Source organism: Enterococcus sp. DIV0174 (assembly GCF_050529065.1).
GTDB lineage: Bacteria > Bacillota > Bacilli > Lactobacillales > Enterococcaceae > Enterococcus_B > Enterococcus_B thailandicus.
The window spans coordinates 1866983-1891976 of sequence record NZ_CP172881.1 but is presented as its reverse complement, the minus strand read 5'-3'; the positions used below and the strand labels follow the sequence as shown (position 1 = coordinate 1891976).

The window sequence follows — 24994 nt, the reverse complement described above, 5'->3', positions numbered from 1 at the left end:
ATGGCAGTCACAATCAATGGAAAAGAATTAGCAGAAAAAATGCAAACAGAAATTGCTGAAAAAGTGCATGAACTCAATGAAGTTGGTATCCATCCTGGTCTAGTTGTTTTATTAGTAGGAGAAAACCAAGCAAGTCAAGTTTATGTTCGAAATAAAGAACGAGTTGCAAAAGAAATTGGTATCCACTCAAAAGTAGAACGTTATCCAGAAACCATTTCTGAAGAAGAATTACTTTTAGAAATTGAAAAATATAATCAAGATCCATTATTCCATGGAATCTTAGTACAATTACCTCTACCAAAACATATCAACGAAGAACAAGTGTTATTGGCAATCCGACCTGAAAAAGATGTCGATGGATTCCACCCAATGAATCTTGGTCGTTTATTTGCTGGTGATCCAGACATGATTCCTTGTACACCATATGGAATTATGAAAATGTTTGAAGCTTACTCGATTGATCCTGCTGGGAAGCGAGCCGTTGTAATTGGGCGTAGTAATATCGTTGGTAAGCCAATGGGACTGTTATTATTGATGGCAGATGCGACAGTTACCATTGCACATTCAAAAACAAAAGACTTACCAGCACTTGCGCGTGAGGCAGATATTTTAGTTGTTGCGATTGGACGCGGTCATTTTGTAACAAAAGAATTTATCAAACCAGGTGCAGTAGTAATTGATGTGGGAATGAATCGAAATGAAAAGGGCAAACTAATTGGGGATGTCAAGTTTGATGAAGTCGAGCCATTAGCAAGCTATATCACGCCAGTACCTCGAGGTGTTGGGCCAATGACCATTACAATGTTGATGTATCAAACAGTTAAGTCTGCTGAAGCTTTTGGAGCAGGTGAGTAAATGACGCAAGAATATTTAACAGTAACGTCGTTGACTAAATATCTAAAAAGAAAATTTGATTTAGATCCTTATTTGGAACGAGTGTATTTGACTGGAGAAATTTCTAACTTTCGCCTGCGGGCAAACGCGCATCAATATTTCAGCTTGAAAGACGATCATGCAAAAATCTCGGCAATTATGTTTAAAGGCGCGTTTCAAAAACTTAAATTCCAACCAAAAGAGGGAATGAAGGTTTTAGTCGTCGGTCGAATTTCACTTTATGAAGCTGGTGGTTCTTACCAAATCTATGTGGAGCATATGGAACCAGATGGTGTCGGTGCGCTGTATCAAGCGCTAGAAGAAAGAAAAGAAAAATTGATGAAAGAAGGTCTGTTTCAAGGACCTAAAAAACCGCTACCTCGTTTTCCTAAGCGAATTGCTGTCCTAACTAGTCCTAGCGGTGCAGTTATTCGGGATATTATTACGACGGTGAAAAGACGTTATCCAATTGCGCAGTTAGTATTGTTTCCGACTGTAGTTCAGGGCAATCAGGCGGCAGACGATGTTGTGAAAAATATTGAACGAGTGGAAGCGCTAGGCAATTTTGATACGATGATAATTGGTCGCGGTGGGGGATCAATTGAAGATCTTTGGCCTTTTAATGAAGAACGGGTAGCCAGGGCGATTTATGCGGCAAATACGCCGATTATCTCTTCTGTCGGGCATGAAACAGATACAACGATTGCTGATTTAGTTGCAGATGTGCGGGCTGCAACCCCAACGGCAGCAGCTGAATTAGCGGTGCCGGTTTTATCAGAAGTATTGTTGAAAATCAAAGAACGACAAGCCCGATTAGAGCAAGCTTTTTCGCGTCAAATTCAAACGAAACAACAGCGTTTTGAACATTCGAGACAGTCGTATGTTTTCAGACAACCAGAACGCCTGTATGAAGGACAAACAATCAAATTAGATCACTTCAAGCAACGTTTACAACAAGCCGCGCAACAAGTTTATTATGAAAAGGAAAAGCAAGTTATTTCTCTTAAACATCAGCTCGAACAAGTAGCTCCTGATTATCGTGTAAAAACAGCTAAGCAAGAAACCGATTATCTACAACAGCGTTTGAAAGAAAAAATGGAACAATATATGCAACAACAAAAAAGCCATTTTCAAACAGCTGTTCAATCCCTTGATTTACTAAGCCCGTTGAAAATCATGGGCCGAGGTTACAGCTATACGACATTACCTAATAATCAAGTAGCTAAAAGTGTGACAGAGATCCAACAAGGAGAACTACTGACTGTTCACTACCAAGATGGGCAAGTTATTACAAAAGTCCAAGAAATCGAAGAAGGAGAATAACCGATGGAAAATCCAACATTTGAAGAATCATTGCAAGAATTAGAAAAAATCGTTGTGCAATTAGAGCAAGGCGATGTACCTTTGGAAAAAGCATTAGACGCATTTAAACGCGGAATGGAACTAAGTAAACAATGTCAAGATACACTGACAAAAGCAGAAGAAACCTTGACTAAGATGATGACTGAAACAAACGAAGAAGTTGCTTTTGGTGAGAGCGAGGAAGCTTGATGCAATTAACCGAATTTTCAGCAACCAATTTACCGATGGTTGAACAAGAAATCACCCAATTTTTAATGGAATATACAACTGATGAAGCATTGAAGGAGAGTATGCTTTATTCGATTAATGCTGGTGGAAAACGAATTAGACCATTACTACTTTTAGCGACAGCAAGTTCCTTTGGTGAAACATTATCTACTCCCATATATCAAGTAGCAGGGGCTCTTGAAATGGTTCATACGTACTCATTAATCCATGATGATCTACCTGCAATGGACAATGATGATTTACGTAGAGGAAAACCGACAAACCATAAAGTTTTTGGTGAAGCAATTGCTATTTTGGCTGGAGATGGCCTGTTGACAGGGGCGTTTCAATTAATTAGTTTGACACAACTAGAACCCTTAAAAAAGTTATTGCTTATCCAACAATTGGCAAGTAATAGTGGGGCTCAAGGAATGGTAGCCGGGCAAACGGCAGATATTTTAGGTGAAAAACAAGAATTGACTATAGAAGAACTTGCCTTTGTCCATGAACGAAAAACGGGTCGCTTGATTCGCTATGCGTTGTTAGCAGGTGGTATTTTAGCTAATCAGCCAGAAGAAGTTTTGATGTGTTTACAAAAATTGGCTGGACATCTCGGACTTGCTTTTCAAATTCGGGATGATCTATTAGATGTGGTGAGTACAACCGAAAAATTAGGTAAGACAGCTGGTAAAGATGCGCAAGAAGGAAAAAATACGTATCCGCGTTTACTAGGAATTGAAAAAGCGTATGCAGCTTTAGCAAATGAAATCCAACAAGCCAATGAATTGGTTACACAGTTAGAAAAAGATGTTTTAGTATTTGATGGCGAGTTGCTACGTCAATTAATCAGACAATTTGATATGGAGAAATGAGGAAAAAGATGGAAAAAGAACGTGTAGACGTTTTGGCCGTTAAACAAGGACTTTTTGAAACAAGAGAACAAGCAAAACGCTCTGTCATGGCTGGGTTAATTTATAATGAAAAGAATGAACGCTTTGATAAACCGGGTGAAAAGATTCCTGTAACGAATGAATTGAAAATCAAAGGGAAAAAATTACCGTATGTTTCTCGTGGTGGTCTTAAACTAGAAAAAGCTTTAAAAGCTTTTGATCTAACTGTTCAAGATAAAATTTTATTAGATATTGGTGCTTCTACTGGAGGATTCACAGACGCGGCATTACAAAATGGTGCAAAAATGAGCTACGCCTTAGATGTTGGGTACAACCAACTTGCTTGGAAAATTCGTCAAGATCCACGAGTAGTCGTGATGGAGCGCGTCAACTTTCGTTACTCAAAACCAGAAGATTTTGAACAGGGCGTACCAGAAGTAGCAGTGATTGATGTTTCTTTTATTTCACTGAAATTAATGCTACCGCCTCTACATGCAATTCTGGCCGATCAGGGAGAAGTCGTTACGCTGATTAAGCCTCAATTTGAAGCTGGCAGAGAAGCCGTCGGGAAAAATGGAATTGTTCGAAATGCTCAAACGCACCAAAAAGTAATCGAAAACACATTAGTTTTTGCAATGGCGAGTGGTTACGATGTCTTAGAACTGAGTTTCTCACCAATTACAGGTGGCGAAGGAAACATCGAATTCTTGGCACATCTCCAAAAAGTTTCTGGTAAAGGAACAATGAGTCCGACAATTGATATTTCAGCAGTTGTCACTAAGGCACATGAACAATTTGAACAAAAGTAAGCGGTTTGCAGATTTCTTCTTTCTTAAGCCGGAAAAATAAGCTATCATTAACAAGAAGAATGAGCTAAGGAGCGAAAAGCAATGAGAAAAAAAGATCGACACCGTTTGATTACTCGATTATTGAGCGAACGTGATATCCGGAAACAAGAAGAGTTTGTCGAAATTTTGAAAAACAAAGGAATTTCTGTGACTCAAGCCACTATTTCTCGGGATATTAAAGAACTAAAGTTGATTAAAGTTCCCGCTTCTGATGGTGGTTATCGTTATAGTTTGCCGGCAGAAACAAGTGAAGATGTTCAAACAAAATTAGAAAAAATTTTAAAAGATGCTTTTGTTGCAGTGGATCAAATGGAAAAATTTGTCATTTTGAAAACATTACCTGGGAATGCTTCTGCAGCGGCGAACCTAATCGATAAGTGCTACAAGAAAGAACTATTTTCGATCATTAATGATGACGATAATGTTTTGATGATTACACGCACAGAAGAAGATGCAGTGTCATTAAAAAAAGATTTCTTACATTACTTGTAATTAAGGGGTGATTGCTGTGTTACAAGAAATTAGTATTACCAACTTTGCGATTATTCCCGAGTTGCAATTGTCTTTTCACGAAGGGATGACGGCACTAACTGGCGAAACTGGAGCTGGGAAATCAATCATCATTGATGCTTTGGGATTACTAGCAGGTGGTCGCGGCTCAAGTGATTATATTCGTCAAGGTGCAGATAAGTGTATTCTTGAAGGCCTTTTTGAGTTGCCTAAACAGCCGGGATTTTCTGATTTAATGGAAGAATTAGGAATTGAATCAGATGAAGATAACCTAATCGTTCGACGAGATATGGCTTTGACAGGTAAAAATATTTGTCGCGTCAATGGACACATTGTGACTTTGGCAAATTTACGACGAATTGGCGCTTTTTTAGTTGATATTCAAGGACAAAATGAACATCAAGAACTATTACAGCCTGAATCACATTTAATCTTACTAGATCGATTCGGTGATACGGCCTTCCAACAGAAGAAAAAAATGTATCAAAAATTATACGGACATTATCGAACGTTAGAAGCTAAAGTGCGAAAAGTTCAGCAAAATGAGAAGTCTTTTGTTCAGCGTATGGATATGCTTCATTTTCAGCAAGAAGAGATTGCGGCTGCGAAGCTTCAACTAGGTGAAGAAGAACGATTAGTTGAGGAACGCGATAAATTAAGTAATTATCAGAAAATCGTGGATAGCTTGAATGCTGGATATGGCGCGCTGGATAATGGTGAGCAGAGTAGCGTGGATGGAATTGGACGAGCGGTTTCAGAAATGCAGGGGATTGCACATTTAGATCCAGAGTATGAAGCGATTTTTGAGAACATTCAAAATGCGTACTACTTGTTACAAGATGCAGTTGGAGATATGAGTCGTCAAATTGATCATTTGGAACTTGATGATAATCGCTTGGAAGAGGTAAATCAGCGATTAGAAGTAATCCGTCAATTGAAACGAAAATATGGCGAGTCAATTGAAGCAATCTTAACTTACTATGAGGATATCACCAAAGAGTTAGGTGACTCTGATTTTTCTGAGGGTCAGTTAGAGAAAATGAAAAAAGAACTCGAAGAAAAGGCAACAGAACTTCATCAGCAAGCGATGATTTTGCGTGAGCAACGACAAAAAATTGCTAAGGAACTTGAGACGTCAATTTTACAAGAACTAAAAGGGTTGTACATGGAAAATACAGAGTTTGAAGTTCGTTTTGCTAAACAAGAAACAACCTTTGACCAAAATGGATTTGACCAAGTTGAATTTTACATAACGACAAATCCTGGTGAACCATTAAAACCTTTAGTGAAAGTTGCTTCTGGAGGAGAATTATCGCGAATGTTATTAGCGTTAAAAACGATTTTTTCTTCGGAACAAGGCGTGACAAGTATTATTTTTGATGAGGTAGATACTGGGGTAAGCGGTCGAGTGGCGCAAGCAATCGCAGACAAAATTGCGCAGATTTCAAAATATTCTCAAGTTTTGTGTATCACGCATCTTCCGCAAGTTGCAGCGGTTGCTGATTACCAATACTATATTGTGAAAGATGTTGTTGCAGGTCGAACACAAACTTCAGTTTCAGAACTTGCTGAACCACAAAGAATTGAAGAAATTGCTCGGATGCTAGCTGGAAGTGAAATTACGCCATTGACGATTGAGCATGCCAAAGAGTTATTGAAAATGGCAAAAAAAAATCATAATAAATAAAAAAGAGCACCAGCTCTCTCTTGAAAGCAAGAGAATAGCTGGTGCTTCTTTTTTTATAATACGCTCATTACAGCAGTTAGTACAACTGACCCAACAGTTAAAATCAGCATTGTCCAAATCACTACTTTTGTTACTTTAGAAAAAGTACTTGTTTGCTTTTTATTATTCATCGCGTTCATCCTTAAGTTAGATTCATTAGCAATAGTGTACAACCTTTTGTGTTTTTGTTCAAGTTACGAAGTAAATTTTTCGTTGGTAAAAATAAAATATTTAAGAATGACTTTTTAAAACGGTGGTTCACAGATGAAAATTATGATAAGCTCTTTTTTAGATGTTGTCTAATTAGTAACAGCTGTCAAGTTATTTACTAGTTTCTACTATAAAAATAATCTGACTGTAATAGACAAGAAACAAAAGTGATGGTCTGAAAATGATAATCACAATAAATTAAATAAAATGAAATAGTTGTGTAAAGTATTTGCAGTATACTTAGAGCAATTAGAAAGAAGGAGTTTTCATCACATGGGTACTTTTACACCAATTGTATTATTTTGGTATATCTTTCCGGCAATCGTTTTATTTGGTTGCCAATTTTTAGTGCGAATCTTTGCATTGAATCGCCGCTTTAATTTAAAGGCTCCTGATTTATCTGTCCCATTTCTGTGGGGAGGAATGCATGAACTCTCAAGAAATATGGGCACAATTTCAGTTTTACCCTTTTTTATTATTTCTGTACTACTTTTAGGAATTTGTATTGCAGTTTTTCAGGCATACTATTATGAAGAAATTGTTTATTCACGTTATCTGAAAATGACGTGGCGGTTAACTTTTTTGCTAACAATCATTTTGTATTTAGTGCTCATTGTGTTCAACATTGTGAGTTATTTATAACGTCAAAAAAGCTGTGGAAAGTCTTTTAAAAGATTTTTCGCAGCTTGATTTTTTAAAAAATAGTTAATGTAAAAAAAGTTCGTCTCAGATTTTCCAGAAAAGGTGGTAGAAAGTGGGGGATTGTGGTAGACTAATTTTAGTTAGTGGAGGAATGGGGGTAGTTTCAATGTTTATGGGCGAATATCGGCATAATATTGACACAAAAGGTCGTTTGATCGTGCCTTCAAAACTTCGTGATGAGCTTGGTGAAAAGTTCGTACTAACTCGTGGCTTAGATGGCTGTCTTTTTGGCTATCCAATGAGCGAGTGGGAAAACTTAGAAGATAAGCTTAGCGAAATGCCGTTAACCAAAAAAGATGCACGTACTTTTGTGCGGTTTTTTTATTCGGCTGCCACTGAATGCGAACTTGATAAACAAGGTCGTATCAACATTCCCAGCACTTTGAGAAGTCATGCAAGTCTAGAAAAAGAATGCGTAGTGATTGGTGTTTCAAATCGAATCGAAATTTGGGACGAATCACGTTGGCAAACATTTTCTGATGAAGCTGAGAGTAACTTCGATGAAATTGCTGAAAATATGATTGATTTTGGACTATAGAATAGGAAGAGGCTGACCAATGACTGAAACATTTCAACACTATACAGTCATGTTGAAGGAAACCGTAAATGGCTTAAACATTAAACCAAACGGGACTTATGTAGACTGTACTTTAGGCGGTGCCGGACATAGTGAATATTTACTAAGCCAATTGAACACCGATGGGCATCTTTATGCTTTTGATCAGGATCAAAAGGCAATTGACCATGCAAAACAACGGTTAGCGCCATATGTTGAAAAAGGAATGGTTACTTTTATCAAGGCTAATTTTAGGGAGTTAGAACTTCAGTTAGCTGAACGAGAAGTGACAGAAGTCGATGGGATTTTGTATGACTTAGGTGTTTCTTCACCTCAATTAGATGAGGCCGAACGTGGGTTTAGTTACCACCAGGATGCACCATTAGATATGCGGATGGATCAGTCAGCACCAATTTCTGCTTTTCATGTTATCAATGAATATTCTTATCAAGAACTGGTAAAAATTTTCTTTCGTTATGGCGAAGAAAAATTTTCGAAACAAATCGCTCGTGAAATTGAGCGTGTACGAAAAGAAAAGCCAATCGAAACAACTGGCGAATTAGTTGAAATCATCAAACGTGTGATTCCAGCCCCAGCTAGGAGAAAAGGTGGTCATCCTGCAAAAAGAATTTTCCAAGCAGTTCGAATTGCGGTAAATGATGAACTTGGAGCAGAAGAAACTTCTTTAGAACAAGCAATCAAATTATTGAAATTAAATGGTCGAATCAGTGCGATTACGTTCCATTCATTAGAAGATCGAATCGTTAAAAGTTTATTCAAAGAATACAGTACAGTTAGAGATCTACCACCAGGATTACCAGTTGTTCCTGAGGAGTTTCAACCGGAATTAAAAGTAATCACTAGAAAGCCAATCCTTCCATCAGAAGAAGAATTAGCAGAAAACAATCGTTCACGTAGTGCAAAACTGCGAATTGCGGAAAAAATACGAGTGACAGAGGAGTAGAATAATGGCAGAACTAAAAAGAGCACATGAATATCCATATGATTTCCCCGACATGGTGGATCAAGCTGAACAACTGCCAGATTCTAGTCAAGAAGTTGTTCTACCTCAATCACCTGCTAGACGATTGAAACGAATTTCTAATTTAGAAAAATTAGTTATCAGTGGTTTAATTGTTATGCTAATTTCTTTGTCCGTTTTGACAATTATGTTAAGAACCAACATTAGTGGTGCTGAACAAGCAATTACTTCGATCCAAACGGATATTACTGAAAAGAAAACAGAAAAAACAACTTTGGAACAAGAAAAGAATGAACTTTCGCGTACAGAACGCGTAAAACAAATCGCAGAAGAAAAAGGATTGTCAATTAATGACGACAATTTAAGGAAAGTGAAGTAAATGAGTCTTAAAAATAAATTTCGGCGGTTTATGGAAAAGAAAAATCAAAATCCGATGAACAATCGCAAAAAAGTAGGTATCATTTTATTTGCTACGAGTATTGGGTTGTTCTTTTTATTTGCCGTCCGTTTCTCGTACATTATAATAGGTGGTCACGTGGCTGGTACTTCGTTATCTGAAAAAACAGAGCAGCTTTACCGAGGAAGTGAAGTTGTGCAGGCGAAACGAGGCACAATCTATGACCGAAATGGTATTGCAATTGCTGAAGATGCGACCTCTTATTCCATCAAAGCAATTCTTTCAAAAACATATACGTCTGAAAATAAAAAACTTTATGCTCAAGAAAAAGATTTTAGTAAAATCGCAACAATTTTAAGTGATAATTTATCAATTAAGAAAAATGCCGCACTAAAAATCTTGCAAAATGGAGCGGATAATGAGTTATATCAAGTTGAATTTGGTAATTACGGACAGAATATCACGCAGGAAACAAAGCAGACGATTGAGTCACAAATGAAAAAGGCTGGTTTAGCTGGTCTTTATTTTGATTCTCACAAGTCTCGCATGTATCCAAATGGTGTGTTTTCTTCCCACTTTATTGGATTTGCAATTCCTAATAAGGAAGGCAATGGGCTAGTCGGTAGTTTGGGATTAGAATCCGCTTATAATGATATTTTAACTGGGAAAGATGGCAAGATTGTTTATCAAAAAGATAAATATCAAAATCCTTTACCAGGAACGGTTGCTGATGAAGTTGCTTCTAAAGATGGTCAGGATATCTATACCACTCTAGATAGTAGATTACAAAGTTATTTAGAAACTTTGATGGATCAAGTCAATCAAGAATATCAACCTGAAGAGCTGACTGCTGTTTTAATGGAAGCTAAAACTGGTGAAATCGTAGCAATGGGTCAACGCCCTACCTTTAACCCCGAAACAATGGAGGGGCTAAATGACGAAAATGCTGTTTGGCGTAATTTCTTAGTACAGGATCGGTATGAACCAGGTTCGACAATGAAAGTCTTTACGACTGCTGCGGCTATCGAAGAAGGCGAGTACAACGAAAACGAAACATTTGTTTCTGGTAAAATCGCTGTGGCTGATGCAACTATCAATGACCATGACTTTGGTGAAAAAGGTGTATTGACAATGCGTCAAGCACTATCTTGGTCAAGTAACGTGGGAATGGTTATTTTAGAACAAAGACTAGGTGGACGTTGGTACAACTACCTTCAAAAACTTGGCTTTGGTCAAAGTACTCACTCTGGACTAGACGACGAAAATGCAGGCACATTGCCAACAGAAAATATTGTTGACCGAGCAATGAGTGCATATGGTCAAGCAGTTGGTGTAACTAATTTTCAAATGATGAAGGCATTTTCTTCAATCGCTAACAATGGAACGATGCTTCAACCTAGATTCATCAGTAAAATCGTTGATCCACAAACTGGAGAAGAACGAACAACTCAGACAGAAGTATTAGGACAACCATATTCAAAAGAAACGACAGAAAAAGTACGTGAATATATGCGTGATGTTGTTGAAAGTGAAAATTACGGAAGTGCTTATGGTGTTTATTCTGTACCAGGGTATAACGTATCAGCAAAAACTGGTACAGCACAGATTGCTTCTGACTCTGGTGGTTATCAAGTTGGAGATACTTCTTATCTTTATTCAATCGTTGAAATGGTTCCTTCAGAAGATCCTGAATATGTTCTTTATCTAACGATGAAACATCCAAAAACATATGATCGAATGGCTTTAGCAAAAATTGCAAATCCATTAATGAAACGTGCGATGGACTTCAAAGAAACAGAAGGCGACACTAAAGAAACGACGGATCAAACAGAAAAAGTGGTGGTTGCTGATTACCGCAATTTGGAATCAGATATTGCTGCGGCTGATGCGCAAAAGAGCGGCTTACAGCCAGTAGTGATTGGTAACGGAAAGAAAGTTATCAAGCAATCAACTTCCAACGGCGACAAACTCATTCTGGGAGAAAAATTGATTCTACAAACGGGTGGCGATGAACTGATGCCTGATGTTACTGGTTGGTCAAAAGCCGATATTATGAAGTTAGGCAAAATTCTTGGCATTGAAGTCACTTTTGATGGTGATGGTTATTGTACCGAGCAAAGTCTCGCGCCGTATGAAAAAATTACCGATAAAAAATTACACTTTACTTTAAAAGAGTAAGAAAAGAAATAGGAGAGAAAAAAAGCATGGAATGGACACAAGCATTAATTCCCATTGTGAGTAGCTTTGCGATGACAGTTGCAGTAATGCCATTGTTTATTGGCTACTTTCAAATGAAAAAACAAGGACAGGCGATTCGTGAAGAAGGACCTAAATGGCATAACATCAAAGCCGGGACTCCGACGATGGGTGGCTTAGTGTTCCTAATTGCAGCAATCTTAACTGGCATCTGGGTGGGAGCATGGCAAAACCAGCTAACACCCATACTCTTTATTTTGTTATTTGTTTTAGCGTTATATGGTGCCATTGGTTTTTTAGATGATTTCATTAAAGTTTTTAAAAAAAGAAATATGGGATTAAATTCCATTCAAAAATTGATTGGTCAAATTGTTGGAGGAGTAGCTTTTTATCTCGTTTATCGTTCAGAAGGTTACCCAGGTATACTTAACTTTTTTGGATTAGAAATTAGCTTAGGAATTCTCTATGGGCTATTCGCAATTTTCTGGTTGGTTGGGTTCTCAAATGCAGTGAATTTGACGGATGGAATCGATGGCTTAGTTGCAGGACTAGGAACGATTTCTTTTGCAACTTATGCCCTTATTGCTTGGCATCAAAACCAACTAGATGTTTTGATTATTTGTTTAAGTGTCGTTGGTGGATTAATTGGTTTCTTTTCTTACAATCACAAACCTGCGAAAATTTTTATGGGTGATGTGGGTTCTTTGGCTTTAGGTGGTTTGTTAGCAGCAATCTCAATGATGCTAAATCAAGAATGGACGTTGTTATTAGTTGGTTTGATTTATGTTATGGAAACGGCAAGTGTAATGTTACAAGTAGCTTCATTTAAGTTAACTGGGAAACGAATTTTCAAAATGTCACCAATTCATCATCACTTTGAAATGAGTGGCTGGTCTGAATGGAAAATCGATATTGTTTTTTGGTTAGTTAGCTTAGGAACTTCACTTATTACATTATGGCTTGTTTGGTAGGAGATGACAGGAAATGAAAAAAATAACAACATATGAAAATAAAAAAGTCCTAGTCTTAGGACTTGCAAAAAGCGGATTTAGTGCGGCCAAATTGTTACATGAATTGGGCGCACTTGTCACCGTTAACGACGGAAAACCATTTGATGAGAACCCTGAGGCCCAAGATTTATTAGCTTTAGGAATCAAAGTAGTTACAGGTAGTCATCCAATTGAACTTTTGGATGAAGATTTTTCTGTAATGGTAAAGAATCCTGGTATTCCTTATAACCATCCATTGGTGGCGAAGGCACAAGAAATGGGTATTCCGGTAATTACGGAAGTAGAGTTAGCTTACGAGGTAGCGGAATGTCCAATTATTGGTATCACTGGAACGAATGGAAAAACGACAACGACAACAATGACGGGATTACTGTTAAATGCTGGAGAAAGCAAGGGAATGGCTCATTTAGCCGGAAATATTGGTTATCCAGCAAGTAGCGTAGCTCAGGAAGCACAAGCAGACGATAAAATTGTTATGGAATTGTCAAGTTTTCAACTAATGGGTATTACAGACTTTCATCCAAATGTAGCAGTTATCACAAATATCTATGAAGCACATATTGACTATCATGGAACACGTGAAGAGTATGTAAAAGCAAAATGGGAAATTCAAAAAAATATGACAACTGAAGATTATTTGATTTTGAATTGGAACCAGGAAGAACTACGAATGTTATCTCAAACGACGCAAGCACAGATCTTACCTTTCTCGACAACAGAAGTATTGGAAAAAGGTGCGTATTGCGTAGAGGGAATCATTTATTATAATCAAGAAAAAATCATGGATGCTTCAGATTTAGGCGTTCCTGGTGCGCACAATATTGAAAATGCTTTGGCGGCAATTACGGTTGCTAAATTATACGATATCTCGACGGAAGCAATTAAACAAACACTGCATTTATTCCATGGCGTTCCTCATCGCACTCAATATGTAGGAGAAATTCAGGGAAGAAAATTTTATAACGATTCTAAAGCAACCAATATCTTAGCAACGGAAATGGCACTAAGTGGTTTTGCTCCAGAAAAAATGATTTTATTAGCTGGTGGATTAGACAGAGGTAATAGTTTTGATGAACTAGTTCCGTCTCTTCAAAATGTGAAAGCGTTGATTGCGTTCGGCGAAACGAAACATAAACTAGTTGAAGCTGGTCAAAAGGCCGGTATTCAAGTAATTGAAATAACAGAAAATGTTGAAACAGCTGTACCACTAGCATTAGCGTTGAGTGATGAAGAAGATGTTATTTTGTTATCTCCAGCTAATGCAAGCTGGGATCAATATCCTAACTTCGAGATTCGTGGTACGCGCTTCATGGAAGCTGTCAATAAATTAAAATAGAAAAGAAACGAGCGATAAAAATGAAAATTTTGGTTACAGGCGGCGGAACAGGTGGTCATATCTATCCAGCATTAGCCTTTGTTAATTATGTGAAATCTCAAGATCAAGATGCTGAGTTTATGTATGTCGGGGCAAAACGAGGATTAGAAAATAAGATTGTTCCAGAGACTGGTATTCCTTTTCATACTTTAGAAATTCAAGGATTTAAACGGAAATTGTCATTTGACAATGTCAAAACAGTCCAACTATTTTTGAAAAGTATTCGCCAAGCAAAAAAAATCTTGAAAGATTTTCAGCCAGATGTGGTGATTGGAACAGGTGGATATGTATCAGGTGCTGTTGTATACGCTGCGGCAAAGTTGAATATTCCAACAATCATTCATGAACAAAATAGTGTTCCAGGAATTACCAATAAGTTTCTTAGTCGTTATGTTGACCATATTGCGCTTTCTTTCCAAGATGTAGCACAATTTTTTCCAGAAGAAAAATCAAGTCTGATTGGTAATCCTCGCGCACAGGAAGTCGCTGACACACCGAAATCGACTATTTTAGCTAATTTCGGATTAGCAACAGATAAAAAAACAGTTCTGATTTTTGGTGGAAGCCAAGGTGCGTTGAAGTTGAATGAAGCGGTAATGAATTTCCTAGATAGCTTTAATGATGATAGTTACCAAGTATTATACGCTTCAGGAGATCGCTACTATGAACAAATTAAAAGTCAAGTTGGTGCTATCAAGCTAAGCAATGTCAGTATTCAACCATATATTCGACAGATGGCTGAAGTGATGGCAAGTAGTGATTTGCTTGTAGGAAGAGCAGGTGCAACGTCCATTGCAGAATTTACAGCATTAGGATTACCAGCAATTTTGATCCCAAGTCCTTATGTTACTAATGATCATCAAACTAAAAATGCGCAAAGCTTAGTGAATGCGGGTGCTGCAAGAATGATCGCAGATGGCGAGTTAACAGGTGAAACTTTAGGAAGAGCAATCAATGAAATCATGACAGACGAAAAAGTGCAACAGCAAATGTCACAGGCTTCAAAAAAACAAGGGATGCCAGACGCATCTAAACGTTTATATGAATTGGTTCAAAGTGTTATTAAAAAGTAAAAGGTGGTGGTCTTAGTGAGTAAAAAGAAAGAACCAAATGATTTACCCAAATCATCTGATAACCAAGATGAACTAACTCCGTGGCAAAAGGCCAACCAAAAGTATTTAGCTGAACATCATAAAAAGGACGAGAAACTTCACGAAGATTCAGACGAATCTGTTACAAACCAAGAAGAACAGTCAAAAGATTCGTCCAACGAAGACGAAAAGGATGAACTTCCAGCGTTTCTGACTGAACCAGAAGAGTCAACCAAACAGACAGGTCCATATAATGGTTCTTTCTTAAATCGATTGCCTAATTTGAAAAATCAGCGTAACAAAGTCTTGATGCGTAGACTGTCATTAATTATAACAATCTTAGGGATTCCGTTGTTATTTTTGATTTATTATATTTCACCATATAGTAAGCTAGAAGCAGTTACTGTAACTGGAAATGAGCTCATTTCTAATCAGACAGTGATCGCTGAATCAAAGTTAAGAATTGGTGACAATTTGTGGACACAATATTGGGACAGAGATCAACATGTAAAAGAATTGAAAACTGAACAACCTCGAGTGAAGACAGCAGAAATTAGTTTTCATTCAATCAATCAATTTGAGCTAGCAATCACGGAATATAAAGATATTGCGTTAATTGCTACTGAAAACAAGTATTATCCTGTACTTGAAAATGGCATTGTTTTAGATCAAAAAGTAGATAACCCTACGAAAAATTTACCGATTCTTGAAGACTTCAAAAGTGATGCAAAAATTAAGGCCTTGGTAAAACAATACAATCAACTTTCTGCTGAGCTACAAAAAGCCATTTCAGAAATTAAATATGCACCCACAGAAAGTAATGAAAATTTACTTCAGATGAACATGAACGATGGTAATCAGGTATTAGTGAATATCACGAATTTGGCTAGTCAAATGAAATATTACCCACAAGTTGCTAAAGAGATGCAAGAAAATGGTGTGATTGACATGGAAGTTGGCATTTTTTCTTATCCTTACTCAAATAGTACAGAAGAGCAAACCGAAACTTCCGCTGACGAAGAAACAAATCAAAATGCTGTCACATCAACAGAAATAGAGTCTGGTGAGTCAACTGAAGCAGACCAACAAGCTGATGAGTCAACGCCATCTTCAAGTAGTTCAATCGAAAATCAATAAAACAACCTTAAAAAGTGATAATCTACTTTCTAAAAACTATTAATTTATGGTAGAATTGAAAGCAGTGAATATCTATAATATAGTATATTTAAAAACGAACGTTAGTTGTTCGCTTGTATATGGAATAGTAAGTAGGAGGGAATCCCATTCATGGCAAAAACAGGAATGTATGTAGGCCTTGATATTGGAACGACATCTGTCAAAGTTGTCGTGGCTGAATATATCGACAGCCAAATGAATATTATTGGAGTAGGAAACGCAAAATCAGAAGGGATTAACCGCGGCATTATCGTTGATATTGATAAAACAGTTCAAGCAATTCAACGTGCAGTACGACAAGCAGAAGAAAAAGCCGGCATTCAAATTAAGGGTGTCAGTGTGGGATTACCTGCAAATATGCTTGAAGTCGAAAATTGCCAAGGAATGATTGCAGTAAATGGGGATTCAAAAGAAATCACCGATGAAGATGTCAGAAATGTGGCTTCAGCTGCCCTTGTTCGTTCAATTCCTCCTGAACGTCAGATCGTGTCAATTTTGCCACAAGACTTTACTGTAGATGGTTTTGAAGGGATTAGAGATCCTCGAGGAATGATCGGTGTGCGCTTAGAAATGTTTGGTCTATTATTTACTGGACCAAAAACGATTGTTCACAATATCAGAAAGTGCGTCGAAAAAGCTGGCTTAATTGTCAATGAATTAGTAATTACACCGTTAGCTTTAACGGAAACGATTCTTTCTGACGGAGAAAAAGATTTTGGAACGATTGTTATTGACATGGGTGGTGGCCAAACTACAACGGCTGTTATGCATGACAAACAATTGAAATTTACAAACACAGATCAAGAAGGTGGCGAATTTGTCACTAAAGATATCTCAATCGTTTTGAATACTTCATTCAACAACGCAGAGGCATTAAAAATTAATTATGGTGATGCGTATCCAGAAAGAACATCAGAAAACGAAGAATTTCCTGTGGATGTAATTGGACAATCAGAACCTGTCAAGGTTGATGAACGTTATCTATCAGAAGTAATTTCAGCTCGTATGGAACAAATCTTTAATAAAGCAAAAGATGCTTTGGATCAAATCGAAGCGTTGGAATTACCTGGTGGTGTCATATTAACAGGTGGTGCGGCTAGCTTGCCAGGCGTAGTTGAACTAGCACAAGAAATTTTTGGTGTTAATGTAAAACTGTATGTTCCTAACCATATGGGACTAAGAAATCCAGTCTTTACAAACGTCATTAGTATTGTTGATTATTCAGCAAACTTAAGTGAAGTATATCAACTTGCTAAATCAGCAGTTACTGGCGAAACAGCTATTCAGCATGTATCAGTTACTGAACATGAAGCACCTTCTTATGACTCTTACGAATCAGCTGAAGAGGTAACTTATGAAGAACCAGAAGAAAAAAAATCTGGTGAAAACGTAACAAGTAAAATCAAAGGTTTCTTTACAAATATTTTTGATTAATTCATCCTGGGAGGAATAAAACATGGAATTCTCAATTGATAATAATATCAATGACGGCGCAGTTATCAAAGTCATCGGTGTCGGTGGCGGCGGTGGAAATGCTGTAAACCGTATGATTGAAGAAAACGTTAAAGGTGTTGAATTCATCACAGCCAACACAGACGTTCAAGCATTAAAAAATTCAAAGGCTGAAACTGTTATTCAATTAGGCCCTAAATATACACGTGGTCTTGGTGCTGGTTCTCAACCAGAAGTTGGCCAAAAAGCTGCTGAAGAAAGTGAACAATCATTGCGTGAAGCTTTAGATGGCGCAGATATGATTTTTATCACTGCTGGAATGGGTGGAGGTACTGGTACCGGTGCTGCACCAATCGTTGCAGGAATTGCAAAAGAATTAGGCGCTTTGACAGTGGGAGTTGTTACACGACCATTTACTTTTGAAGGTCCTAAACGTGGACGTTTCGCTGCTGAAGGTATTGCTCGATTGAAAGAAAATGTCGATACATTATTGATTATTTCAAACAATCGTTTACTTGAAGTTGTTGATAAGAAGACACCAATGCTTGAAGCATTCCGTGAAGCAGATAATGTTTTACGACAAGGTGTTCAAGGAATTTCTGATCTAATCACTGCACCAGGTTATGTAAATCTTGACTTTGCTGACGTTAAAACTGTGATGGAAAATCAAGGAACTGCATTAATGGGAATTGGTGTTGCCAGCGGTGAAGAACGTGTCATTGAAGCAACGAAGAAAGCTATTTCTTCTCCACTTCTTGAAACATCAATCGATGGAGCAGAGCAAGTATTGTTGAACATTACTGGTGGGCTAGACATGACATTATTTGAAGCACAAGATGCGTCTGATATTGTTGCCAATGCTGCTACAGGTGATGTAAACATTATCTTAGGTACATCAATTAACGAAGAATTGGGCGATGAAATCCGCGTAACGGTTATTGCAACAGGTATTGATGAGTCAAAAAAGGAGCGTAAGTCTAGCCGTCCAGCTAGACAACAAATGCAATCACAAGCTCAAAAACCAATCTTAGATATGGACCAAGCAAAACCAACTTCAACTGAAGATGAAAACAGCTTTGGTGACTGGGATATCAGACGTGAACAAAATGTCCGTCCTAAAGTTGAAGAATCAAACTTTGATAATGTTGAAAAAAAAGATTTTGATACATTCAGCCGCGAAGAAACAAAAGCGAATGACGATGACGAATTAAATACGCCACCGTTTTTCCGTCGCAAGCGATAAAGGAGAGGAAAGAGCACATGATTGCTGACAACTTGCAAGAAATTGAGCAAGAAATTCAGGATTCGTGTGCTCTTGTTCATCGAAATCCGAAAGAAGTTCAATTAGTTGCTGTAACAAAATCAGTTGATTCAGATACGACCAAACAACTTGTTGAAGCGGGTGTTCTGCATTGTGCAGAAAATCGTGTAGACAAATTATTACAGAAGAAGCAAGATTTAGTTGATTTTCCTGAAATAAAATGGCATTTGATTGGTAATTTACAGCGTAGGAAGGTAAAATTGATTGTAAATGAAATTGATTATTTTCATGCGCTGGATAGTTTGAAATTAGCAGAAGAAATCCAAAAGAGGGCTGAGAAAGAATTGGCTTGCTTTATTGAAGTAAATGTATCAGGTGAGGAATCCAAGCATGGAATTTCTCCAGATGAGTTGCTTTCATTTGTTGAATCTTTAGGTGATTATTCAAAAATCAAGGTAATTGGCTTGATGACTATGGCCCCCAAAGATGCTTCTGTTGAACAAATCCACAAAGTATTTGGAACACTTGAAGACTTACGTAACCTTGTCCATCAGCAAGGATTTGCTCATGCACCGTGTGAAGAATTAAGTATGGGAATGAGTCAAGATTTTCCGATTGCGATACAAGAAGGAGCAACATTTATCCGTGTAGGTACAGCGCTATTCAAGGACAAATAAGGGAGGAAGAGTCATGCCACTTTTAAATAGAGGAGCAATTGCTAATTTTTTCGGATTAGCCGATGAAGAAGAGTACGAATATCCAGATTTTCCTGAAACAAAAAAACAAACGGTGACTCAGTCACAAACACAAAAAACAGTAAAACCAACAGTTAATAAACCAACGCGTGAGGCAACTCAAACAGTTACCAATACTTCGCATTATGCGATACGTGAGGAAAAACCGACTGTTGAGCAGAAGAAAGTAATTGAGCTTCGTCAAGCTCCAACACGACCAGTGAAACAAGAAGAAAAGACTGCTCGTCAATCTTATGAACCGAAAACTAATTTGGCAAATAAAATCACAGTGATGGAACCACGTGCCTACTCAGAAGCAATGATGATTGCTAAAAAAATCATTGCTGGTGAAGCGACATTAGTGAACTTCCATTTAGTGGAAGAAAAACAAGCACGTCGCATTGTTGATTTCTTAACTGGAACAGTTTACGCATTGGATGGAGACATCAAAAGGGTTGGCGATGAAATGTTTCTTTGTACACCAACTGGTATGGAAATTGATAGTTCAACTGCTCAAACATTCGCAGATGCAAATATTTTTGATCTGTAAGAGGAGGAAGGACCATTTTAATTTATCGTTTGCTTAATCTACTTAATGATGCAGTTTATCTATATACTATTTTATTAGTTATTTATGCATTGTTGTCCTGGTTTCCTGGAGGGTATCAATCAGCTTTTGGAAAATTTTTATCCAGAATCTGTGAACCTTACCTTAGCTTGTTTGATCGATTAAATTTACGCTTTGGACCAATTGACCTTACAATCATGGTGGCAGTTATTATTTTGAATCTAGCTAGCCAAGGATTAACAATGATTATTGTTTCACTTTTATAGTTTTAGGAGGTGAGTAGTATGGATGAAAATATCTACCAACATTTCCGAACGGAAGAACGGACATTTATTGATTCGGTTGGCGATTGGATTGAGCAAGTACAAAGCCAATATGCACCGTACTTAACTGATTTCTTAGATCCAAGACAAGCTTATATTTTGGAAACTTTGATTCGCCAAGACAGTGAGCTGCGTTTTACGTTTTATGGTGGATATGAACAAGCGGAGAGAAAACGATGCTTGATTTATCCGGAGTATTACGAACCTACTGAAGACGATTTTGAAGTGAGCTTGTATGAGGTGCACTATCCTAGTAAATTTGCTAGCTTAAGTCATGGGAAAATATTAGGTACATTGGTAGGTACTGGCATTAAGCGTGCTTATTTTGGAGATATTATCTCAGATGGTGAACGATGGCAAATCTTTGTTGCAAGAGAGATTGAACACTTTGTTGTTGCTCAAATAACGAAAATTGGTAAAGTAACGGCTCGATTAGAACCAATTGCTTATACAGAAATGTTATTGCCAAAAGATAGTTGGACACAAGAAAGAGGAACAGTGACTTCGATGCGCCTTGATAGCGTCATTTCAGAAATCTATAATATTTCTAGGCAAAGGTCGAAACAATTGATTGAATCTGGTAAAGTGAAAGTGAACTGGACGGAAAACACACGACCAGATTTTATTCTTGAATTATTAGATATTGTTTCGATTCGTGGATATGGGCGAATCCAGATTCAAGAACTTGAGGGAAAAACGAAAAAAGAAAAATATAGGGTATTATTTGGTGTATTACGCAAATAAAACAAAGAGGTGGTTTATTCATGGCTTTAACTCCATTAGATATTCAAAATAAAACATTCCCAACAAAAATGCGTGGGTATAATCAAGATGAAGTAGATGATTTTTTAGATTTAGTTGTTCGTGACTATGAGGAAGCAACAACTAAAAATCGTGAATTAGAAAAAGCAATTAAACATTCTGAAGAAAAATTAGAGTACTTCAATGAATTAAAAGATGCATTGAACCAATCAATTATTGTTGCACAAGATACAGCAGATAAAGTAAAAACAAGTGCAAGCAAAGAATCAGAAGTTATTGTGACATCTGCTCAAAATAAAGCGGATGAATTAGTTGCTAATGCTGAAAAACGCGCACACCAACTAACAACTGATGCGGAAGAAAAAGCACGTCAAATCTTAACAGATGCGACTGAAAAAGCAAAACAACTTGCAACAGAAACGGAAGACTTGAAAAAACGGACACGTGTCTTCCACCAACGTATCAGCTTGATGTTAGAATCACAACTAGAACAAGTGAAGAGTCCTGAGTGGGATGAAATTTTACAACCATTCTCAAGTTATGTGAATGATAGCCATGAAGTGATTAAAGAAGTTTTGGCAAAACAGCTTGACAATGAAAATAATCCTGTTGTAAACTCAGAATCAGAAACGTTAGAGTCTCCAGCAGTTCAAACATTTGATACGAGAGAAATTGATCTCTCTGTTATTGCTGACGAAAACGAGTAGAACAGAAAAGCACTTTGAATTCTTTTAGCGAGCCAATGATAGTGTGAGTTTGGCAAGACCCTACAAAGTGAAAGATCCTCTACCTTAATTATTTCTGAAATAAAAGTAAGAAGTAACGGCTGACCTCGTTATTGGTCTCGAAGAAGTTACGTTTTTTGTAACTTAAATTTGGGTGGTACCACGGCATGTTCGTCCCTTTGGGATGCACGTGCCTTTTTTGCGTTTAGAAAAAATCAAAGGAGTGAAGTTCTTTTATGAAAATGAAAGAGACATTACAATTAGGAAAAACAAAATTTCCTATGCGTGGAAATTTGCCCAACCGTGAAGGTGAATGGCAAAAAGAATGGGAAGAAGTAGGCATCTACCAAAAAAGACAAGAATTAAATGAAGGCAAACCAAGTTTTATTCTACATGATGGACCTCCCTATGCGAACGGTAATATTCATTTAGGTCACTCTTTGAATAAAATTAGTAAAGATATTATCATTCGCTCAAAATCAATGTCTGGATTCCGTGCACCTTACGTTCCAGGTTGGGATACACATGGATTGCCAATCGAACAAGTATTAGCAAACAAAGGTATCAAACGTAAAGAAATGCCAATCACTGAGTATTTAGAAAAATGTCGTGAATATGCGCTTTCTCAAGTTGATAAGCAACGTGAAGATTTTAAGCGCTTAGGTGTTGCTGGAGATTGGGCACATCCTTATGTAACATTAGACCCATCGTACGAAGCGGCACAAATTCGTGTGTTTGGAAAAATGGCAGAAAAAGGTTACATCTATAAAGGATTAAAACCAATTTACTGGTCTCCATCAAGTGAATCTTCTCTTGCCGAAGCTGAAATTGAATATAAAGATGTAAAATCACCATCAATCTTTGTTGCTTTTAAAGTGAAAGATGGCAAAGGAGTCTTAGATGAAGATACGTCATTTGTTATTTGGACAACAACGCCATGGACTTTGCCAGCAAACCAAGGAATCGCTGTAAACGAAAACTTTGTTTATGTTCTAGTTGAAGCAGACGGACGCAAGTTTGTTGTAGCAAAAGATTTATTAGAAAAAGTTCAAGCTGAAATTGGTTGGGAAAATGTTACTGTACTGAAGGAAATCTCTGGTAAAGAGATGGAACTCATGACAGCACAACATCCTTTTTATGATCGTGAATCTGTAGTTATTTTAGGTGACCATGTAACATTAGAAGCAGGAACTGGTTTAGTTCACACTGCTCCTGGACACGGGGAAGATGACTACATTGCTGGGAATAAATATAAATTACCAGTTGTTTCACCAGTAGATTCTAAAGGTGTGTTTACTGATGAAGCACCAGGCTTTGAAGGCATTTTTTATGATAAAGCAAATCCAATGATTACAGAGTTGCTTGAAGAAAAAGGCGCGTTATTGAAAATTGAATTCTTTACACATAGCTATCCACATGACTGGCGTACAAAAAAACCAGTTATCTATCGTGCAACACCACAATGGTTTGCATCAATTGATGACTTCCGCCAAAACATTTTAGATGAAGTTGAAAATGTAGATTGGATTATCCCATGGGGCAAAACTCGTTTGTACAACATGATTCGTGATCGTGGGGACTGGGTTATCTCTCGCCAACGTGCATGGGGTGTACCATTACCAATTTTCTATGCGGAAAACGGTGAGGCAATCATTACACCAGAAACAATCGAGCACGTGGCAAAACTATTTGCAGAACATGGCTCAATCATTTGGTTTGAAAAAGAGGCGAAAGATCTTTTACCAGAAGGCTTTACACATCCTGGCTCACCAAATGGCGAATTTACTAAAGAAACTGATATCATGGATGTTTGGTTCGACTCTGGTTCTTCACATGAAGCTGTTTTACGTCAACGACCAGAATTATCATTCCCAGCAGATATGTATTTGGAAGGTTCTGACCAATATCGTGGCTGGTTCAACTCAAGTATTACAACGAGTGTAGCAATCAATGGTGTAGCGCCTTATCGCTCAGTTCTTTCTCAAGGTTTCACACTTGATGGTGAAGGACGCAAGATGAGTAAATCTTTAGGGAATACGATTGTTCCTGATAAAGTAATCAAACAATTCGGTGCAGATATTCTTCGTTTATGGGTGTCAAGTGTTGATTATGAAGCAGACGTTCGTGTTTCAATGGATATCTTAGGTCAAGTAGCAGAAGTATACCGCAAAATCAGAAATACAATGCGTTTCTTGATTGCTAATACGGAAGACTTTGATCCAAAACAAGATGCGGTTTCTTACAATGAATTACGTTCAGTTGATAAGTATATGACCGTTCGTTTGAACCAAGTGATTAAAGAAATCCGTGATGAAGGCTATGAAAAATATAATTTCATGCATATTTATCGTACAGTGATGAATTTCTTAACCGTTGATTTATCTGCATTCTATTTAGATTTTGCCAAAGACGTTGTTTATATCGAGTCAGAAAATGACTATCAACGTCGTTGTATGCAGACTGTCTTCTACCAAACTGCTGTTGCATTAACAAAATTATTAACACCAATCATTCCTCATACAACAGAAGAAATCTGGTCATTCTTAAAAGAAGAAGAAGACTATGTACAATTGAGTGAATTGCCTGGTTATGAAGAATTTTCAAATCAAGCTGAATTGATGGATACTTGGGAAGCATTTATGGATTTCCGTGACAAAGTGTTAAAAGCTTTGGAAGAAGCAAGAAACGCAAAATTGATTGGTAAATCTTTAGAAGCAAAAGTAACGGTTTATCCAAATGAACAAGTTCGTGAATTATTGACAGCAGTGGATGCTGATATTCCACAATTGTTGATTATTTCTCCTGACTATTTTGAAATTGCCTCTGCAGGAGAAGTTGCTCCAGCTGACGCAGTTGATTTTGAAGATGTAGCAATTTTAGTTGAAAAAGCAGACGGAGAAGTTTGTGATCGTTGTCGCCAAATCCGTAAAGATGTTGGTGTGGATGAAAAATTACCACACTTATGCGGACGTTGTGCCAAAATTGTTGAAGAAAACTATCCAGAAGCTGTTGCAGAAGGATTCGAATAAGAAAAGAACAAAAGAACAAAAGAAAGAAC

At 37.4% G+C, this 24994-nt stretch carries 24 protein-coding genes and 2 pseudogenes; 25 read left to right on the top strand and 1 reads right to left on the bottom strand.

What is annotated here, in order from left to right; all coding sequences use genetic code 11:
• The 7 genes from IGJ93_RS08985 to recN all read left to right on the top strand — a co-directional run bounded on the left by IGJ93_RS08985 (window position 1) and on the right by recN (window position 6377).
• Window positions 1–855 (top strand): bifunctional methylenetetrahydrofolate dehydrogenase/methenyltetrahydrofolate cyclohydrolase, encoded by an 855-nt coding sequence (locus IGJ93_RS08985; protein WP_430596920.1) that lies wholly within the window; start codon window positions 1–3, stop codon window positions 853–855.
• Entirely contained in the window at window positions 856–2196 is a 1341-nt protein-coding gene (xseA, locus tag IGJ93_RS08980; protein ID WP_067480513.1) for an exodeoxyribonuclease VII large subunit, read from the top strand.
• Between the two features lie 3 nt (window positions 2197–2199).
• Window positions 2200–2424 (top strand): exodeoxyribonuclease VII small subunit, encoded by a 225-nt coding sequence (locus IGJ93_RS08975; protein ID WP_067480516.1) that lies wholly within the window; start codon window positions 2200–2202, stop codon window positions 2422–2424.
• On the top strand, window positions 2424–3314 hold the full coding sequence (locus IGJ93_RS08970; RefSeq protein ID WP_067480520.1) for a polyprenyl synthetase family protein: 891 nt from the start codon (window positions 2424–2426) through the stop codon (window positions 3312–3314). Before IGJ93_RS08975 ends, IGJ93_RS08970 begins: the two co-directional genes overlap by 1 nt.
• Before the next feature lie 8 nt (window positions 3315–3322).
• On the top strand, window positions 3323–4141 hold the full coding sequence (locus IGJ93_RS08965) for a TlyA family RNA methyltransferase (protein WP_067480523.1): 819 nt from the start codon (window positions 3323–3325) through the stop codon (window positions 4139–4141).
• Window positions 4142–4222: 81 nt separating this feature from the next.
• The gene (gene argR / locus IGJ93_RS08960) at window positions 4223–4672 is read left to right on the top strand and encodes an arginine repressor (protein ID WP_067480526.1); all 450 of its coding nucleotides are present in this window, start codon (window positions 4223–4225) and stop codon (window positions 4670–4672) included.
• Window positions 4673–4688: 16 nt separating this feature from the next.
• Window positions 4689–6377 (top strand): DNA repair protein RecN, encoded by a 1689-nt coding sequence (gene recN / locus IGJ93_RS08955; protein ID WP_067480529.1) that lies wholly within the window; start codon window positions 4689–4691, stop codon window positions 6375–6377.
• A gap of 53 nt (window positions 6378–6430) precedes the next feature.
• On the opposite strand, the gene IGJ93_RS08950 is transcribed toward recN, so the two are convergent.
• Window positions 6431–6547, bottom strand: coding sequence for a DUF4044 domain-containing protein (locus IGJ93_RS08950; RefSeq protein WP_067480532.1), 117 nt, complete (start codon window positions 6545–6547; stop codon window positions 6431–6433).
• 352 nt (window positions 6548–6899) lie between these two features.
• On the opposite strand from IGJ93_RS08950, the gene IGJ93_RS08945 reads away from it, so the two are divergent.
• The 18 genes and pseudogenes from IGJ93_RS08945 to ileS all read left to right on the top strand — a co-directional run bounded on the left by IGJ93_RS08945 (window position 6900) and on the right by ileS (window position 24965).
• Entirely contained in the window at window positions 6900–7268 is a 369-nt protein-coding gene (locus IGJ93_RS08945; RefSeq protein WP_067480535.1) for a DUF3397 domain-containing protein, read from the top strand.
• Window positions 7269–7434: 166 nt separating this feature from the next.
• Window positions 7435–7866 (top strand): division/cell wall cluster transcriptional repressor MraZ, encoded by a 432-nt coding sequence (gene mraZ, locus IGJ93_RS08940; RefSeq protein WP_067481326.1) that lies wholly within the window; start codon window positions 7435–7437, stop codon window positions 7864–7866.
• Between the two features lie 19 nt (window positions 7867–7885).
• On the top strand, window positions 7886–8848 hold the full coding sequence (gene rsmH, locus IGJ93_RS08935) for a 16S rRNA (cytosine(1402)-N(4))-methyltransferase RsmH (protein ID WP_067480538.1): 963 nt from the start codon (window positions 7886–7888) through the stop codon (window positions 8846–8848).
• A gap of 4 nt (window positions 8849–8852) precedes the next feature.
• Entirely contained in the window at window positions 8853–9245 is a 393-nt protein-coding gene (gene ftsL, locus IGJ93_RS08930; RefSeq protein ID WP_067480541.1) for a cell division protein FtsL, read from the top strand.
• Entirely contained in the window at window positions 9246–11441 is a 2196-nt protein-coding gene (locus tag IGJ93_RS08925) for a penicillin-binding transpeptidase domain-containing protein (RefSeq protein ID WP_067480544.1), read from the top strand. It begins immediately after the preceding gene.
• Window positions 11442–11467: 26 nt separating this feature from the next.
• The gene (gene mraY, locus IGJ93_RS08920; protein ID WP_071868210.1) at window positions 11468–12430 is read left to right on the top strand and encodes a phospho-N-acetylmuramoyl-pentapeptide-transferase; all 963 of its coding nucleotides are present in this window, start codon (window positions 11468–11470) and stop codon (window positions 12428–12430) included.
• A gap of 13 nt (window positions 12431–12443) precedes the next feature.
• A complete protein-coding gene (gene murD / locus IGJ93_RS08915) occupies window positions 12444–13805 on the top strand; it encodes a UDP-N-acetylmuramoyl-L-alanine--D-glutamate ligase (protein ID WP_285700591.1) in 1362 nt (453 codons plus the stop codon).
• A 20-nt stretch (window positions 13806–13825) separates the two neighbouring features.
• Entirely contained in the window at window positions 13826–14917 is a 1092-nt protein-coding gene (murG, locus tag IGJ93_RS08910; protein WP_285700590.1) for an undecaprenyldiphospho-muramoylpentapeptide beta-N-acetylglucosaminyltransferase, read from the top strand.
• A gap of 15 nt (window positions 14918–14932) precedes the next feature.
• On the top strand, window positions 14933–16072 hold the full coding sequence (locus IGJ93_RS08905) for a cell division protein FtsQ/DivIB (RefSeq protein WP_270659610.1): 1140 nt from the start codon (window positions 14933–14935) through the stop codon (window positions 16070–16072).
• A gap of 150 nt (window positions 16073–16222) precedes the next feature.
• Window positions 16223–17545: a cell division protein FtsA gene (gene ftsA / locus IGJ93_RS08900; RefSeq protein ID WP_067480559.1), complete on the top strand. Its 1323-nt coding sequence runs from the start codon at window positions 16223–16225 to the stop codon at window positions 17543–17545.
• A gap of 22 nt (window positions 17546–17567) precedes the next feature.
• Window positions 17568–18806 carry a cell division protein FtsZ gene (ftsZ, locus tag IGJ93_RS08895; RefSeq protein WP_067480562.1) on the top strand — a complete coding sequence of 413 codons (1239 nt, stop codon included), beginning with the start codon at window positions 17568–17570 and terminating at the stop codon, window positions 18804–18806.
• Window positions 18807–18823: 17 nt separating this feature from the next.
• Window positions 18824–19501: a YggS family pyridoxal phosphate-dependent enzyme gene (locus IGJ93_RS08890; protein ID WP_067480565.1), complete on the top strand. Its 678-nt coding sequence runs from the start codon at window positions 18824–18826 to the stop codon at window positions 19499–19501.
• 13 nt (window positions 19502–19514) lie between these two features.
• A pseudogene (locus IGJ93_RS08885) lies at window positions 19515–19611 on the top strand (cell division protein SepF); the annotation flags it as partial.
• Between the two features lie 122 nt (window positions 19612–19733).
• Window positions 19734–20108: pseudogene (locus IGJ93_RS08880) on the top strand (cell division protein SepF); the annotation flags it as partial.
• A gap of 14 nt (window positions 20109–20122) precedes the next feature.
• Window positions 20123–20392, top strand: a complete 270-nt coding sequence (locus IGJ93_RS08875) for a YggT family protein (RefSeq protein ID WP_082294048.1) — start codon at window positions 20123–20125, stop codon at window positions 20390–20392.
• Between the two features lie 18 nt (window positions 20393–20410).
• Complete coding sequence (locus IGJ93_RS08870; protein WP_067480574.1) at window positions 20411–21193, top strand: RNA-binding protein; 783 nt, start codon at window positions 20411–20413, stop codon at window positions 21191–21193.
• Window positions 21194–21213: 20 nt separating this feature from the next.
• Entirely contained in the window at window positions 21214–21918 is a 705-nt protein-coding gene (locus IGJ93_RS08865) for a DivIVA domain-containing protein (protein ID WP_067480576.1), read from the top strand.
• 254 nt (window positions 21919–22172) lie between these two features.
• Window positions 22173–24965 carry an isoleucine--tRNA ligase gene (gene ileS / locus IGJ93_RS08860; protein ID WP_218657885.1) on the top strand — a complete coding sequence of 931 codons (2793 nt, stop codon included), beginning with the start codon at window positions 22173–22175 and terminating at the stop codon, window positions 24963–24965.
• The last annotated feature ends 29 nt before the right edge of the window (window positions 24966–24994 follow it).

Excerpts from the sequence above, each read along its gene's own strand:
- IGJ93_RS08985 (WP_430596920.1), top strand. The coding sequence starts at position 1 with ATGGCAGTCACAATCAATGGAAAAGAATTAGCAGAAAAAATGCAAACA.
- xseA (WP_067480513.1), top strand. The coding sequence starts at position 856 with ATGACGCAAGAATATTTAACAGTAACGTCGTTGACTAAATATCTAAAA.
- IGJ93_RS08975 (WP_067480516.1), top strand. The coding sequence starts at position 2,200 with ATGGAAAATCCAACATTTGAAGAATCATTGCAAGAATTAGAAAAAATC.
- IGJ93_RS08970 (WP_067480520.1), top strand. The coding sequence starts at position 2,424 with ATGCAATTAACCGAATTTTCAGCAACCAATTTACCGATGGTTGAACAA.
- IGJ93_RS08965 (WP_067480523.1), top strand. The coding sequence starts at position 3,323 with ATGGAAAAAGAACGTGTAGACGTTTTGGCCGTTAAACAAGGACTTTTT.
- argR (WP_067480526.1), top strand. The coding sequence starts at position 4,223 with ATGAGAAAAAAAGATCGACACCGTTTGATTACTCGATTATTGAGCGAA.
- IGJ93_RS08950 (WP_067480532.1), bottom strand. The coding sequence starts at position 6,547 with ATGAATAATAAAAAGCAAACAAGTACTTTTTCTAAAGTAACAAAAGTA.
- IGJ93_RS08945 (WP_067480535.1), top strand. The coding sequence starts at position 6,900 with ATGGGTACTTTTACACCAATTGTATTATTTTGGTATATCTTTCCGGCA.
- mraZ (WP_067481326.1), top strand. The coding sequence starts at position 7,435 with ATGTTTATGGGCGAATATCGGCATAATATTGACACAAAAGGTCGTTTG.
- rsmH (WP_067480538.1), top strand. The coding sequence starts at position 7,886 with ATGACTGAAACATTTCAACACTATACAGTCATGTTGAAGGAAACCGTA.
- ftsL (WP_067480541.1), top strand. The coding sequence starts at position 8,853 with ATGGCAGAACTAAAAAGAGCACATGAATATCCATATGATTTCCCCGAC.
- IGJ93_RS08925 (WP_067480544.1), top strand. The coding sequence starts at position 9,246 with ATGAGTCTTAAAAATAAATTTCGGCGGTTTATGGAAAAGAAAAATCAA.
- mraY (WP_071868210.1), top strand. The coding sequence starts at position 11,468 with ATGGAATGGACACAAGCATTAATTCCCATTGTGAGTAGCTTTGCGATG.
- murD (WP_285700591.1), top strand. The coding sequence starts at position 12,444 with ATGAAAAAAATAACAACATATGAAAATAAAAAAGTCCTAGTCTTAGGA.
- murG (WP_285700590.1), top strand. The coding sequence starts at position 13,826 with ATGAAAATTTTGGTTACAGGCGGCGGAACAGGTGGTCATATCTATCCA.
- ftsA (WP_067480559.1), top strand. The coding sequence starts at position 16,223 with ATGGCAAAAACAGGAATGTATGTAGGCCTTGATATTGGAACGACATCT.
- ftsZ (WP_067480562.1), top strand. The coding sequence starts at position 17,568 with ATGGAATTCTCAATTGATAATAATATCAATGACGGCGCAGTTATCAAA.
- IGJ93_RS08890 (WP_067480565.1), top strand. The coding sequence starts at position 18,824 with ATGATTGCTGACAACTTGCAAGAAATTGAGCAAGAAATTCAGGATTCG.
- IGJ93_RS08870 (WP_067480574.1), top strand. The coding sequence starts at position 20,411 with ATGGATGAAAATATCTACCAACATTTCCGAACGGAAGAACGGACATTT.
- IGJ93_RS08865 (WP_067480576.1), top strand. The coding sequence starts at position 21,214 with ATGGCTTTAACTCCATTAGATATTCAAAATAAAACATTCCCAACAAAA.
- ileS (WP_218657885.1), top strand. The coding sequence starts at position 22,173 with ATGAAAATGAAAGAGACATTACAATTAGGAAAAACAAAATTTCCTATG.